The sequence below is a fragment of the Mesorhizobium bavaricum genome (assembly GCF_056781655.1).
Window position 1 is genome coordinate 5,190,666 of record NZ_CM165566.1, and the last position, 13,972, is coordinate 5,204,637.

Genomic DNA, 13,972 nt, shown 5'->3' on the forward strand with positions numbered 1-13,972 from the left:
CCGTATGCGGACACTGAGCGGCGTCACCGCCACGGCAATGGCCCTAAAACCGATTCAAATGCAATTGGTTGCATTATCCCACTTGCCGAAAGTTTGTTTCCGCACCACGACAGGGCGTCATCTCTCAGCAAAATTCAAAGACGAGCGCCCCTCTTCCCGTCAGGTCCGATCGACGGAGAGGATTCAGGCTTTTTCGTGGTGCCGCCAGCAGCTTACGCTATATTTCGCCGGCATCGCGATCATGTTTGGAAACAAGCGTTAATCGTTGCCGGAGATGCCTTCGATCCGGATGACGAACAGCGTCGTGTCATGGACGGGCTGGACAAGCAGGCTGGCGATGTCCGGGCCGGGCAGCAGCATGTCGAGTGGCCCGAGGCGGATCGGATCGGTGCCGGGCACGATGACTTCGCCGTTCAAGCACAGGACGAGGGTCGTCCTGGTCTCCGTCCTGATTTCCACGGAGGTCGAGGCCACCAGGCGCTCGACCGAATGCGTCATCCGGCCGCGGCGGGTCATGACATTGAGATCGGTGATCGGCCCGCCAATCAGCGCGGCGGCAGTCGATACGTCAGCAGGAAAGGAAAGCGGATCCGTCGCCCTGGTGACCGATATCGGCGGGCGGCCGGCAATATCGAGCACAATGCCCTCGCCTTCGAGCACGGCAAGCGTGCGATCAATCCCGGCAAATTGCGAGAACGGACCGCTGCCTTCGACGCGCGCCATCGAGACGCGCCAGTCGAACTCGTCGAGCCCGGCTCCGGCAGGCGAGACGACGATTTCCGTCGTCACCCCGCCACCATTCTTCCACGGCATCGACCGGTATTCGGCTGCCCGCAGGATGCGCATCGGTTCAGCCAATCAGCCGAGAATGCCGGGCAGGTTGAGCTGGTGCTCCTTGGCGCACTCGATGGCGATGTCGTAGCCGGCATCGGCGTGGCGCATGACACCGGTCGCCGGATCGTTCCACAACACCCGTTCCAGGCGCCTGGCCGCTTCGCCCGTGCCGTCGGCGACGATGACCATGCCGGCGTGCTGCGAGAAGCCCATGCCGACACCGCCGCCATGGTGCAGCGACACCCAGGTGGCGCCCGATGCGGTGTTGAGCAGCGCGTTGAGCAGCGGCCAGTCGGACACCGCGTCAGAGCCGTCTTTCATGGATTCCGTCTCGCGGTTCGGCGAGGCGACCGAGCCGGAATCGAGGTGATCGCGGCCGATCACGACGGGCGCCTTGAGTTCGCCCTTGGCCACCATCTCGTTGAAGGCGAGGCCGAGCCTGTGCCGATCGCCGAGGCCAACCCAGCAGATACGCGCCGGCAGGCCCTGGAAGGCGATACGCTCGCGCGCCATGTCGAGCCAGTTGTGCAGATGGGTGTTGCCGGGCGTCAGTTCACGCACCTTGGCGTCGGTCTTGTAGATGTCCTCGGGATCGCCCGACAGGGCTGCCCAGCGGAACGGGCCGATGCCGCGGCAAAACAGCGGTCGGATATAGGCCGGCACGAAGCCGGGGAAGGCAAAAGCGTTCTCGAACCCCTCCTCCTTGGCCACCTGGCGGATGTTGTTGCCATAGTCGAGCGTCGGCACGCCGGCGTTCCAGAACGCCACCATTGCCTCGACATGTTCGCGCATCGAAGCACGGGCGGCTTTTTCAACTGCCTTCGGGTCGCTGACGCGCTTCTCACGCCACTCAGCCATCGTCCAGCCCTTGGGCAGATAGCCGTTGATGGGGTCGTGGGCCGAGGTCTGGTCGGTGACCATATCGGGGCGAATGCCGCGCCTGAACATTTCCGGAACGATCTCGGCCGTGTTGCCGAGTAGGCCTACCGACTTCGCCTCGCCTGCCTTGGTCCAGCGCTCTATCATCGCCATCGCCTCGTCGAGTGTCTCGGCCTTCTCGTCGACATAGCGGGTGCGCAGGCGGAAATCGATCGAATCCGGGTTGCATTCGATCGCCAGGCAGCAGGCGCCGGCCATGACAGCGGCCAGCGGCTGGGCACCGCCCATTCCGCCGAGACCGCCGGTCAGGATCCATTTACCCCTGAGATTGCCGCCATAGTGCTGGCGCCCGGCCTCGACGAAGGTCTCGTAGGTGCCCTGCACGATGCCTTGCGTGCCGATGTAGATCCACGAACCGGCCGTCATCTGGCCGTACATCATCAGGCCCTTCTTATCGAGCTCGTTGAACTTTTCCCATGTCGCCCAGTGCGGCACCAGGTTGGAGTTGGCGATCAGCACGCGCGGCGCGTCCGGATGGGTGCGGAACACGCCAACCGGCTTGCCCGACTGAACCAGCAAGGTCTCGTCATCGGCCAGCGTCCTCAACGAGGCGACGATGCGGTCAAAGTCGTTCCAGGTTCGCGCCGCCCGGCCGATGCCGCCATAGACGACCAGTTCGTTGGGGTTTTCGGCGACGTCCGGATCGAGATTGTTCATCAGCATGCGCAGCGGCGCTTCCGTCAGCCAGGAGCGGGCGCTGATTTCCGTGCCGCGTGGGCTACGGACTTCGCGGATGTTGTGGCGAGGATTGTTCATGTGGTCACTCCAGAAAAGGATCGAATGTCAGCTCTGCGCCCAGGTGATCGCGGCCTCGAGAATCTTCTTCAGCTTCGCGGCCATGGGTGCCGCGAACGCAGCATCATACGGCACCGGCCAATTGTCCGGCTCCCCCTTGCCCTCGGGCTCATGCATGTAGCCGCGATCGGCAAGTTCCATCTGGAGCGCATGGAAGCCGCCTTGCGGGTTGCCGAAGTAGCGCGTGATCCAGCCACCCTTGAAACGGCCGTTGATAACGTAGCTGTCGCCGGTTTCAGCCATGATCTGGCCGACCAGGCTCTGCAGCTCCGGATCGGCTGTCCGGCCGTCATTGGTGCCGAGATTGAACACAGGCAGCTTGCCCTCGAACAGGCGCGGCAGAACCGAACGGATCGAGTGGCAGTCATAGATGACGACCTTCTGATGCAGGCCGCGCAGCCTGGTGGCCTGAAACCCCAACATTTCATGGTAGGGTAGGAAATATGACTGATAGCGCTGGCTGATTTCCGCCGGCGTCGGTTCCTCGCCGAGCAGGTAAAGCGGATCACCGTCGAAAGTCTCGGTCGGGCAAAGCGTCGTCGTCGTCTGCCCCGGATAGAGCGAGGCGCCGGAGGGATCGCGGTTGACATCGATGACCGTGCGCGAGATCGACGTATGCACAACAGTCGCGCCAAGGCCGGCGGCGAAATCGTAGAGCTGGTCGATCCACCAGTCGCAGTCGCGACGGCCAAGCCAGGGCGAGACCAGCCGGTTGGCGATGCCGGCGAGATCGGTACCGGTATGCGGGATCGACACCACAAGAGGTGCCGTGCCTTCCGTCACTGTAAGCCAGTCGGTCATGTTCAGGCTCCCGAGATCGACGGCAATGTTACCGCACCGGCTGCCTTGATGGTCGCACCACTGCGCACCATGGCGATGGCTTTTTCCATGTCAGGATGGAAATGCCGGTCATTGTCGAGATGCGGCACTTCCGCTCTGACCAATTTGCGCACGGCTTCAAGTGCCGCGCTCGAAGCCAGCGGTGTATGGAAATCGCAGCCCTGGGTGGCGGCCAGCAATTCGATGCCGATGACCGCGGTTGCGTTCTCGACCATGCCGATCAGCCGGCGCGCGCCATGCGCTGCCATCGAAACATGGTCTTCCTGGTTGGCCGAGGTCGGTATGGAATCGACGCTGGCCGGATAGGCTTTCTGCTTGTTCTCGGAAACGAGGGCCGCCGCCGTCACCTGCGGGATCATGAAACCGGAGTTCAGGCCGGGCTTCGGCGTCAGGAAGGCCGGCATCCCCGACAGCGCGGGATCGACCAGCATGGCGATACGGCGCTCCGACAGCGAGCCGATCTCGCAGACAGCGAGCGCGATCATGTCGGCGGCGAAGGCCACCGGCTCGGCGTGGAAATTGCCGCCGGAAAGTGCGGTATCATCCTCGGCGAAGATCAGCGGATTGTCGGTGACGCCATTGGCCTCGGTGCCAAGCGTGTCCGCTGCCTGACGCAGAACGGTGAGTGCTGCGCCCATGACCTGCGGCTGGCAGCGCAAGCAATAAGGATCCTGAACGCGTTCGTCGCCGACACGATGCGATTCACGGATGGCGCTGCCTGCCATGAGGCTGCGCAGCGCGTCCGCCGTCTCGATCTGGCCGCGATGCTTTCTCAGCGCATGGATGCGCGGATCGAAGGGGGCGTCGGAGCCTTTTGCAGCGTCGGTCGACAAGGCGCCGGCGACCAGCGCCGACTGGTAGAGGACTTCGGCCTCGAACAAGGCAGCCAGCGCATAGGCGGTGGAAAACTGCGTGCCGTTGAGCAACGCCAGGCCTTCCTTGGCGCCCAATGTCACCGGCTCCAGCCCGTGAGAAACGAAGGCGACCTTGGCCGGGAAGCGGCCATGCGGGGTGAAGCATTCGCCGACGCCGATCATCACCGCCGTCATGTGCGACAGCGGCGCAAGGTCGCCGGAGGCGCCGACGGAGCCTTGCGCGGGAACCACCGGGATGACGTCGTTGGCGAGCATTGCCTCCAGCAACTCGATGGTCTGAGGACGCACGCCGGATGCGCCCTGCGCCAGGCTGGCCAGCTTCAGCGCCATCATCAGCCTGCAAACAGCGACCGGCATCGGCTCGCCGACGCCGGCGGCATGCGACAGCACGATGTTGCGCTGCAAGGTCTCGAGGTCGCCGGCGGGGATGCGGACGCTGGCCAGTTTGCCGAAGCCGGTGTTGATGCCATAGACCGGCTCGCCCTTGGCGACGATCCTTGCAACGGCCTCGGCGCTCGCCTTGATCTTTGGCCGGCAGGCATCGTCAAGCTTCGGCACGGCGCCACGGTAGATGGCGCGCCAGTCTGCCAGCGTCGCATTGCCGGGCTTCAGGGTCAGTTCGGTCATTGTCCTCTCCAGATGCGGGCATGCAGCGGGTTGAACCCCATGCGGTAGACGAGTTCGGCGGGGCGTTCGATGTTCCAGATCGCCAGATCGGCGGATTTGCCGGCTTCGAGCGTGCCGGTTTCTGCCAACAGGCCGAGCGCACGGGCGGCCTCGCGGGTAACGCCGGCAAGGCATTCGTCGACGGTCAGGCCGAACAAGGTCGCCGCCATGTTCATGGTCAGAAGCAGCGAGGTCAGCGGCGAGGTGCCGGGATTGTTGTCGGTAGCGACGGCCATCCTGACGCCGTGCTGGCGGAACAGGCCAATCGGTGGCTTCTTCGTTTCGCGAATAAAATAGTAGGCGCCGGGCAGGATTGTCGCCACGGTTCCGGCCTTCGCCATCGCCACGGCGCCCGCCTCATCGGCGTATTCGAGATGATCCGCCGACAGCGCACCATAGCGCGCGGCAAGTTCGGCGCCATGCAAATTGGACAACTGGTCGGCATGAAGCTTGACCGGCAAGCCTGCTGCCTTGGCAGCGTCGAAGACGCGCGCCATCTGCTCCGGCGAAAAGGCGATGCCCTCGCAAAACCCGTCGACGGCATCGGCCAGCTTCTCGGCGGCAACCGCCGGAAGAATTTCCTTTGCGACCAGATCGATGAAGGCGTCCTTGTCGCCGTTGGCTTCCGGCGGCAACGCATGGGCGCCGAGGAAGGTCGTGCGGATCGTCACTGGCCGCTGTTCACCCAGTTGGCGGGCAGCACGCAGCGACTTCTTTTCGTTTTCGAGATCGAGCCCATAGCCCGACTTTACTTCTACGGTGGTGGCGCCCTCGGCGATCAGCGCATCGAGGCGCGGCAGCGATTGCGCGATCAGTTCGTCTTCGCTGGCGGCGCGCAAGGATTTGACCGAGGAGACAATGCCGCCGCCGGCCCTGGCGACCTCTTCGTAGGTGGCGCCGGCCAATCGCATCTCGAATTCGTTGGCGCGGTTGCCGGCATGGACCAGATGGGTGTGGCAGTCGATCAGGCCCGGCGTGATCCAGCGGCCCTCGCAGTCGATCGTATCGGCGCCTTGGGCAAGCGCTGCGGGCATTCCCGATTCAGGGCCGGCATAGACAATGCGGCCGTCACGCGCGGCGACCGCGCCGTGTTCGACGACACCAAGTCCGGCGGCACCCTCGGCCATGGTCGCCAGGCGCGCATTGCGCCACAGACGAAGACCCCCTGACCGGCTTTTGCTCTCTGCAGCCATCATCTTTTCCGTTTCAATCGGTGACGATTATGTATATACATATTGAAACGCACTGCAAGTGCCATCATCGCATATGGGACAGGGAACCGGAGAGAAAAGTGACTGATATCTTCGCGGAACAGGCGCTCCTTCCCAATGGCTGGCACAGCAATGTGCGGATCACCTTGGCCAACGGACGCATAACAACTGTCGAGCCGGGAGCCACCGCCGTGGCCGGCGACGAACGCCACGCGATCCTGCTGCCCGGCATGCCCAATCTGCACAGCCATGCCTTCCAGCGCGGCATGGCCGGATTGGCCGAGCTTCGCGGCCCTTCCGCCGACAGTTTCTGGAGCTGGCGCGAGGTGATGTACCGCTTCGCCCTGTCGATGACGCCCGACCAGGTCGAGGCGGTTGCCGCGCAGCTCTATGTCGAAATGCTGGAGGCCGGTTTTTCACGCGCCGGCGAATTTCATTATCTGCATCATGACCGCGACGGAAAACCCTATGCCAACCTTGCCGAGATGGCCGAGCGCATCGCGGCCGCGGCCGGCGAAACCGGTATCGGCCTGACGCTGCTGCCGGTGTTTTATGCGCACTCCTCTTTCGGAGGCGCTGCGCCAAACGAAGGCCAACGGCGTTTCATCAACGATGTGAACCGGTTCTCCAGGCTTGTTGAGAAATGCCGCGCATCGGTTCGTGCGTTGAATCAGGCTGTCGTCGGCGTTGCTCCGCACAGTTTGCGCGCTGCGACACCTGAGGAATTGACCGAGGTGGCCGCCATGGCGCCGGATGGGCCAATCCATATCCACGTCGCCGAGCAGGTGAAGGAAGTCGATGACTGCGTTGCCTGGTCGGGCGCGCGGCCGGTCGAATTCCTGTTGGCCAACGCGAAAGTAGACCAACGCTGGTGTCTGATCCACGCCACGCACATGACCGATGCGGAAACGGTCGGGATGGCGAAGAGTGGGGCGATCGCCGGCCTTTGTCCGATCACCGAGGCCAATCTCGGTGACGGCACTTTTGCGGCGCCGATGTTCAGGGAACATGGCGGCCGCTTCGGGGTCGGCTCCGATTCCAACGTGCTGATCGGCCTGCCCGACGAGTTGCGCCAGCTCGAATATTCGCAGCGCCTCGCCCACCGCGCCCGCAATGTGCTGGCGGTGGCCGGCGGCTCGACCGGGCGCGCGCTGTTCGATGCCGCGCTCGACGGCGGCAGCGTCGCCCTTGGTGCAGGCGCCTCCACGATTGCCGCCGGCGCATCGGCAGATCTCGTCTCGCTCGACGCCAGCAATCCCTCGCTGGCCGGCAAGACCGGCGACGCCATCCTCGACGCCTGGATCTTCGCCAATGGCAGCAAGGTCGACTGCGTCTGGGTGCATGGCAACAAACAGGTCAGCGGCGGCCGGCATGCAAGGCGCGAGGCCATCGCCGAGCGGTTTCGTAGCGTGATGACGGCGCTTTCGGCATGAGCATGATCGAGACAGCGGATGTGGAAGGCGGCGTCTCGCTGCATCAGCGCATCCTGTCCGACATCAGCGAAAAGATCCTGTCCGGCGCTTGGGCGCCCGGCCATCGCATCCCGTTCGAGCACGAGTTGAGCGCGCAATATAATTGTTCGCGCATGACGGTGAACAAGGCGCTGTCGCAGTTGGCCAAGGCGGGGCTGATCGAGCGCCGCCGACGCTCAGGCAGCTTTGTCCGCCGGCCGCAGTCACAAGCGGCGGTGCTGGAGATCCACGATATAAGGGTCGAGGTCGAAGCACTCGGCCTGCTTTATCGCTACGAGCGCGTGGAGCGGCACAAAAGACGCAGCGACGCCGAGGACCGGGCTTTGCTGGAACTCGGTACCGCCGGGCCGGTGCTGGCGCTGGAATGCCGGCATTTCGCCGGCCAGCGGCCGTTCGCGCATGAGCAGCGGCTGATCAACCTGACCGCCGTACCTGAAGCCGCCGACGAGGAATTCCTGGCCATCGCGCCCAGCCCGTGGCTGATCGGCCGCGTGCCGTGGAGCGAAGCCGAACACCGTATTCGCGCGGTCGCCGCCGACAGGCACATCGCCGCGGCACTCGACATTGCGGCCGGCGCGCCTTGTCTGGTGGTCGAGCGACGGACATGGAGTGCGGAACATCCGGTCACCCACGTCCGCTTCACCTACGCGGCGGAGAGCCATACGCTGGTAGCGCGATTCAGGCCGTCGCAGGGGTAGCTTTTTACCCTCCCCTTGTGGGGAGGACCGGCGTGCCGGCATTGCGAAGCAAGGCTGGCTTGACGGGGTGAGGGACGGCGCTGCCCCCACCCGGACCTGCGGTCCAACCTTCCCACAAGGGGGAGGTTGAAGGCCGCAGCTAAACCGCCGCCGTAATAATAATCTCGACCAGATATTCCGGTCCGGCGAGTTTTGCTTCGCCGGTGGCGCGGGCGGGCGTGTTGCCTTGCGGCACCCACTTGTCCCATTCCGCGTTCATCTCGGCAAAGGTGCTCATGTCGGCCAGCCAGATGATCGCCTGCAGGATCTTGGTCTTGTCCGAACCGGCCTTGGCCAGCAGTTCGTCGATAGCCGCCAGGATGTCCCTGGTCTGCGCAGCGACATTCCCGCCGGGCTCGCCGACCTGACCGGCCAGATAGACGGTATTTCCGTGAATGACGATCTGGCTCATGCGCGGGCCAACATCGATGCGACGAATGCTCATTGGATGGTTCCTTCCTGTGTCGGTTGCGCCTCTTTAGAGTTGCCGCCGGCTTCGGGCAAGGTCGCTCGGTCGAATCCCCTTGGGCCAACCATGTGTGATATCCACACACGGCAAGTTGACCCGGCAGCCGCAATTCCGCCCGATTGGCTTGTTGACTAATGTAATAACATCACATATCCAATCGGCCGCTGCCAGCAGCCGGATTTCGCTGCCCCACGGATCGCAGAATGACAAATACCTGCCTGACCTTCCGCGACCTGACGCTTGGCTACGGCAGCCACCCGGCGATCCATCATCTTGACGGCACGATACGGACAGGCTCGCTGACCGCCGTGGTCGGCGCCAACGGCTCTGGCAAATCGACGCTGATGAAAGGCATTGTCGGCGTCCTGAAGCCGATGGCCGGCGAGGTCATCCGCGCGCCCGGCGTGCGTGCCGCCTATCTGCCGCAACAATCGGAGCTTGATCGCTCCTTTCCGGCGCGGGTGGTTGACCTGGTCTCGCTTGGCCTGTGGCCACGACGCGGCCTGCTCGGCCGCCATACCAGGGAAGATCGCGATTCCGTCAGCCAGGCGCTGATGGCCGTTGGTCTCGGCGGCTTCGAGAAGCGCCCGATCGACACGCTGTCAGGTGGCCAGTTGCAGCGCACGCTGTTTGCGCGTGTCTTGCTGCAGGACGCCGACCTCATCCTGCTCGACGAGCCCTTCAACGCCGTCGACGCCAAGACGGTCGGCGATCTGATCGCATTGATCAAGCGCTGGCATGGCGAGGAGCGCACCATCTTGGTGGTCGTCCACGATCTGGATCTGGTGCGCCAGAATTTCCCCGAAACGCTGCTGCTTGCCCGCCAGCCGATTGCCTGGGGTGAAACCAGGGAAACGCTGAAGCCGGAGAACCTGCTGCGCGCCCGCCGCTTCCACGAAGCCTGGGAAGAGAATGCGCCCTGGTGCGAGCCAGACGGGCATGCTCATGACCACGATCACGACCATCGTGGCCATGCTCACGGGCATGATCATGACCATGGCGTCGGACCGAGGGCTGCCTGATGGACACGCTTTACGGTCTTTTCATCGCGCCCTTCACCGATTTCGGCTTCATGCAGCGGGCGCTGATCGGTTCGCTGATGCTGTCGCTCGGCGCCTGCCCGGTTGGCGTCTTCCTGATGCTGCGGCGCATGAGCCTGTCCGGCGACGCCATGGCGCATGCCATCCTGCCGGGTGCCGCCGCCGGTTTCCTGTTCTATGGGCTGGAGATTCTGCCGATGACCATCGGCGGCCTGATCGCCGGCGTCATCGTGGCACTCGGCGCCGGCGCCGTCTCACGCTTCACCATCCAGCGCGAAGACGCCTCGATGGCGGCCTTCTATCTGATTTCGCTCGCCATCGGCGTCTTGATGGTGTCGATCCGAGGCTCCAGCGTCGATCTCATGCATGTGCTGTTCGGCACGGTGCTGGCGCTCAACAACGAAGCGCTGACGCTGATCGGCGGCATTGTCGCGGTGACCTTGGTCAGCCTCGCCATCTTCTGGCGGGCACTGGTCGCCGAATGCCTCGATCCGCTGTTCCTGCGCTCGGTCAGCCGGCTCGGCAGTCCGGTGCATTTCATCTTTCTCGGCCTCGTCGTGCTCAACCTCGTCGGCGGTTTCCAGGCGCTCGGCACGCTTCTATCGGTCGGCCTGATGATGCTGCCCGCCGCAGCCGCTCGTTTCTGGACCGTGCGCGTCGAGCCCATGTGCGTGCTGGCGGTGCTGATCGGCTTTGCTTCCTGCATCGCCGGGCTTCTTCTGTCCTATCACGCATCGTTGCCGTCCGGCCCGGCCATCATCCTGTCCGCCGGCGTCGTCTATTTCGCCTCGATCCTGTTCGGCACGCGCGGCATTCTGCGCGCCCGCATCGTCCATCACCGTCACAGAACGGCCTGATCCCCAACCCGCCCTAAAGGAGACCCGTCCATGCTGAAAACGATCCGCGCCACCCTGGCGATGAGCGTTATAACATTAACTACCTTTGGCGCATCGTCGGCCTTCGCGGCGCCGCTGAAAGTGGTCGCCAGCTTCACCGTCATTGCCGATTTTGCAAAAAATGTCGGCGGCGACCGCATCGATGTAACCACCATTGTCGGACCGGACGGAGACGCCCATGTCTACGAGCCGAGCCCGGCCGATGCGGTGGCAATGGCCAAGGCCGACATCGTGCTGGTCAACGGCCTGCATTTCGAAGGCTTTCTGCAGCGGCTGGTCGATGCCAGCGCCACCAAGGCCTCGATCGTCACCTTGACCAAAGGCGTGACGCCGATCGACTTCAAACCTGAATTCGCCGACGCAGACGCAGCTGAGGGTGCCGGCACCGGCGGCGGCAAGACGGTCACCGATCCGCACGCCTTCCAGTCGATCACCAATGCCAAGATCTACGTGAAGAACATCGCGGATGCATTCTGCACGGCCGATGCCGACGGCTGCGTCAGCTACCAGACCAATGCCGCCGCCTACACCAAGAAGCTTGATGCGGTCGAAGGCGAAGTGAAAGCGGCGATCGCCTCGATCCCTGAAGCGAAGCGCGTCGTCATCACTTCGCATGACGCCTTCGGCTATTTCGAACACGCATACGGCCTGACCTTCCTCGCCCCGCAAGGCATTTCGACGGACTCCGAGCCGTCCGCCGCCGATGTCGCCAAGCTGGTCACCCAGGTGAAACAGGACAAGGCGGCGGCGATCTTCGTCGAGAACATCACGAACCCGCGCCTGATCGAGCAGATCGCCAGCGAGACCGGTATCAAGGTGGGCGGCACGCTCTATTCGGACGCGCTGTCGCAACCCGATGGCCCAGCCTCGACCTATATCGACATGATGCACAACAACATCAGCCAGATCAAAGGCGCCATCCTCGGCAGCTGACCAAAGCCTCCTCGGAAAGGCGGAGACTGTCTCCGCCTTTTTCAGTTCGCACCGATCCGCTCCAGGTCTTGGGCTTGAGTTGGATTCTTCGCCAGAAATCGCTATCTGCGCAAAACGAATTCTGTTTGGCGGATTGCCGGCTCCGTCAGGGAGTGGCAAGACTCTGCGACAGACCAGATTGCGAGGATGCTGCCATGGAATACCGCGAGATCAGTGAGGACTATTCGGTCTCGGGCCAGATCCAGCCCGAAGACGTCACCGCCATCAAGGAGGCCGGCTTCAAGAGTATCATCTGCAACCGGCCGGATGATGAGCAGCCCGGCCAGCCTTCTGCCGATACCGTCAAGGCGGCGGTTGAAGCCGCGGGCCTCGCCTTCCGCTACATCCCCGTCATCAGCGGCCAGATCACGGCCGAGAATGTCGCGGATCAGGCCGAGGCGCTCGACGAACTCGACGGCCCGGTCTTCGCCTATTGCCGTTCCGGCGCGCGCTGCACCAACCTCTACGGGCTGATCCAGCAGTCGAAGGGTTAAATCGGCCCCAAGTTCAAATCGGCAGGGCGCCGGTTTCCTTCAGCGTCTCAAGCACGATCGCCGTCTTCACGTGCTGAACGGATTCGTGCGGCAGGAGCACGCCGTTGACGAATTCCGACAGCGATTTCAAATCGGGCGTCACCACCTTCAAGATGTAATCCATCTCGCCCGTCAGCGCGTGCGCTTCCTGCACTTCCGGCAGCCGCGCAACCAGTTCGCCGAAGCGCCTAGCATTGTCACGGTTGTGGGTGGCAAGTGTCACCGAGATGACGTTGACCAGCGAGAAGCCGAGTTTGTCGCGGTCGAGCACAGCGCGGTAGCCCTTGATATAGCCATCCTCCTCAAGCCGCTGGCGGCGGCGCGAGCACTGTGACGCCGACAGGTTCACCCGCTCCGACAAATCGTTGTTGGTGAGCCGCGCATCGCCCTGCAACAGCGCCATTATCTTGCGGTCAAACTGGTCAATACGCGTCTCATCCATGGATTTACCCCTTATAGTGCACGCTTTACGCATGAAATGATCATTTCAAGCGTTTGAATGCAAGCACCATGCGCCGGCTCCGCGCTATGATGGCGACTGACGAGCCCTTTCAGGCCGAGCCAGATCCGGAGGAATATCATGGGTCCCTTCCCGCACGACGCCCCGCCCGCCAAGATCAGCAAGCACAACCCCGCCGGCACCGACGGTTTCGAATTCGTCGAGTTCGCGCATCCGGAGCCGGAAAAGCTCGCCGAACTGTTCACCCGCATGGGCTATGTGGCGGTGGCCAGGCACCGCACCAAGAACATCACTGTCTGGCGCCAGGGCGACATCAACTATGTCGTCAATGCCGAGCCCGGCTCGCATGCGATGAAATTCGCGGACAAGCACGGGCCTTGTGCTGCCTCGATGGCCTGGCGGGTGGTCGATGCCAAGCATGCCTTCGACCACGCCGTTGCCAAGGGCGCCACCCCTTACGAAGGCACCGACAAGGCGCTCGACGTGCCGGCTATCCTCGGCATCGGCGGCTCGCTGCTCTATTTCATCGACACCTATGGCAAGGAGGGCTCGGCCTATGATGCCGAGTTCGAGTGGCTCGGTGCGCGCGACCCGCGGCCGCAAGGCGTCGGCTTCTATTTCCTCGACCACCTCACCCACAATGTCTATCGCGGCCAGATGGACAAATGGTGGGATTTCTACCGCAATCTGTTCGGCTTCAAGCAGATCCATTTCTTCGACATTGACGGCAAGATCACCGGGCTGGTCAGCCGCGCCATCACCTCGCCCTGCGGCAAGATCCGCATTCCGCTGAACGAGTCCAAGGACGACACCAGCCAGATCGCCGAGTATCTGAAGAAGTACAATGGCGAAGGCATTCAGCACATCGCGGTCGGCACCGACGAGATCTACGCCGCCACCGACAGGCTGGCCGAAAACGGCCTGAAGTTCATGCCCGGCCCGCCGGAAACCTATTACGACATGTCCTATGACCGCGTGAATGGCCATGACGAGCCGATTGAACGGATGAAGAAGCACGGCATCCTGATCGACGGCGAAGGCGTGGTCGATGGCGGCATGACCAAGATCCTGCTGCAGATCTTTTCGAAAACCGTGATCGGGCCGATCTTCTTCGAGTTCATCCAGCGCAAGGGCGACGAAGGCTTTGGCGAGGGCAATTTCCGCGCCCTGTTCGAATCGATCGAGCAGGACCAGATCAAGCGTGGCGTGATCAAGGTGCAGGCGGCGGAGTAG

The 13,972-nt window shown here is 63.3% G+C and carries 15 protein-coding genes; 8 read left to right on the forward strand and 7 right to left on the reverse strand.

What is annotated here, in order from left to right; translation table 11 throughout:
- Window positions 1-4 precede the first annotated feature (4 nt).
- Window positions 5-262, forward strand: coding sequence for a hypothetical protein (locus AC1RZR_RS25440; RefSeq protein WP_481826355.1), 258 nt, complete (start codon window positions 5-7; stop codon window positions 260-262).
- On the opposite strand, the gene AC1RZR_RS25445 is transcribed toward AC1RZR_RS25440, so the two are convergent.
- Genes AC1RZR_RS25445 through hutI form a run of 5 tightly spaced genes read right to left on the reverse strand, consistent with a single transcriptional unit; the run spans window position 259 to window position 6,142 of the window.
- Window positions 259-846: a HutD/Ves family protein gene (locus tag AC1RZR_RS25445; protein WP_481826356.1), complete on the reverse strand. Its 588-nt coding sequence runs from the start codon at window positions 844-846 to the stop codon at window positions 259-261. The two genes, AC1RZR_RS25440 and AC1RZR_RS25445, sit on opposite strands and share 4 nt — an antisense overlap.
- 12 nt (window positions 847-858) lie before the next feature.
- On the reverse strand, window positions 859-2,529 hold the full coding sequence (gene hutU, locus AC1RZR_RS25450) for a urocanate hydratase (protein WP_481826357.1): 1,671 nt from the start codon (window positions 2,527-2,529) through the stop codon (window positions 859-861).
- Between the two features lie 27 nt (window positions 2,530-2,556).
- Complete coding sequence (hutG, locus tag AC1RZR_RS25455) at window positions 2,557-3,369, reverse strand: N-formylglutamate deformylase (protein ID WP_481826358.1); 813 nt, start codon at window positions 3,367-3,369, stop codon at window positions 2,557-2,559.
- A gap of 2 nt (window positions 3,370-3,371) precedes the next feature.
- Window positions 3,372-4,910, reverse strand: coding sequence for a histidine ammonia-lyase (gene hutH, locus AC1RZR_RS25460; RefSeq protein ID WP_481826359.1), 1,539 nt, complete (start codon window positions 4,908-4,910; stop codon window positions 3,372-3,374).
- A complete protein-coding gene (hutI, locus tag AC1RZR_RS25465) occupies window positions 4,907-6,142 on the reverse strand; it encodes an imidazolonepropionase (protein WP_481826360.1) in 1,236 nt (411 codons plus the stop codon). Before hutI ends, hutH begins: the two co-directional genes overlap by 4 nt.
- Window positions 6,143-6,240: 98 nt before the next feature.
- On the opposite strand from hutI, the gene AC1RZR_RS25470 reads away from it, so the two are divergent.
- Window positions 6,241-7,593, forward strand: coding sequence for a formimidoylglutamate deiminase (locus AC1RZR_RS25470; RefSeq protein ID WP_481826361.1), 1,353 nt, complete (start codon window positions 6,241-6,243; stop codon window positions 7,591-7,593).
- Window positions 7,590-8,330 (forward strand): histidine utilization transcriptional repressor HutC, encoded by a 741-nt coding sequence (hutC, locus tag AC1RZR_RS25475; protein WP_477275772.1) that lies wholly within the window; start codon window positions 7,590-7,592, stop codon window positions 8,328-8,330. Before AC1RZR_RS25470 ends, hutC begins: the two co-directional genes overlap by 4 nt.
- A gap of 139 nt (window positions 8,331-8,469) precedes the next feature.
- Here hutC and AC1RZR_RS25480 read toward each other — a convergent pair whose 3' ends face one another.
- A complete protein-coding gene (locus AC1RZR_RS25480; RefSeq protein WP_481826362.1) occupies window positions 8,470-8,814 on the reverse strand; it encodes a RidA family protein in 345 nt (114 codons plus the stop codon).
- A gap of 227 nt (window positions 8,815-9,041) precedes the next feature.
- On the opposite strand from AC1RZR_RS25480, the gene aztA reads away from it, so the two are divergent.
- The 4 genes from aztA to AC1RZR_RS25500 all read left to right on the forward strand — a co-directional run bounded on the left by aztA (window position 9,042) and on the right by AC1RZR_RS25500 (window position 12,240).
- Window positions 9,042-9,860, forward strand: coding sequence for a zinc ABC transporter ATP-binding protein AztA (gene aztA, locus AC1RZR_RS25485; protein WP_481826363.1), 819 nt, complete (start codon window positions 9,042-9,044; stop codon window positions 9,858-9,860).
- Window positions 9,860-10,735: a zinc ABC transporter permease AztB gene (gene aztB, locus AC1RZR_RS25490; protein WP_481826364.1), complete on the forward strand. Its 876-nt coding sequence runs from the start codon at window positions 9,860-9,862 to the stop codon at window positions 10,733-10,735. The genes aztA and aztB overlap by 1 nt, the downstream gene beginning before the upstream one ends.
- A gap of 30 nt (window positions 10,736-10,765) precedes the next feature.
- On the forward strand, window positions 10,766-11,707 hold the full coding sequence (aztC, locus tag AC1RZR_RS25495) for a zinc ABC transporter substrate-binding protein AztC (protein WP_481826365.1): 942 nt from the start codon (window positions 10,766-10,768) through the stop codon (window positions 11,705-11,707).
- A 194-nt stretch (window positions 11,708-11,901) separates the two neighbouring features.
- Window positions 11,902-12,240 (forward strand): protein tyrosine phosphatase family protein, encoded by a 339-nt coding sequence (locus AC1RZR_RS25500; RefSeq protein ID WP_477275782.1) that lies wholly within the window; start codon window positions 11,902-11,904, stop codon window positions 12,238-12,240.
- Window positions 12,241-12,253: 13 nt separating this feature from the next.
- On the opposite strand, the gene AC1RZR_RS25505 is transcribed toward AC1RZR_RS25500, so the two are convergent.
- The gene (locus AC1RZR_RS25505) at window positions 12,254-12,721 is read right to left on the reverse strand and encodes an Lrp/AsnC family transcriptional regulator (RefSeq protein WP_032933331.1); all 468 of its coding nucleotides are present in this window, start codon (window positions 12,719-12,721) and stop codon (window positions 12,254-12,256) included.
- 138 nt (window positions 12,722-12,859) lie between these two features.
- On the opposite strand from AC1RZR_RS25505, the gene hppD reads away from it, so the two are divergent.
- On the forward strand, window positions 12,860-13,972 hold the full coding sequence (gene hppD, locus AC1RZR_RS25510; protein ID WP_477275785.1) for a 4-hydroxyphenylpyruvate dioxygenase: 1,113 nt from the start codon (window positions 12,860-12,862) through the stop codon (window positions 13,970-13,972).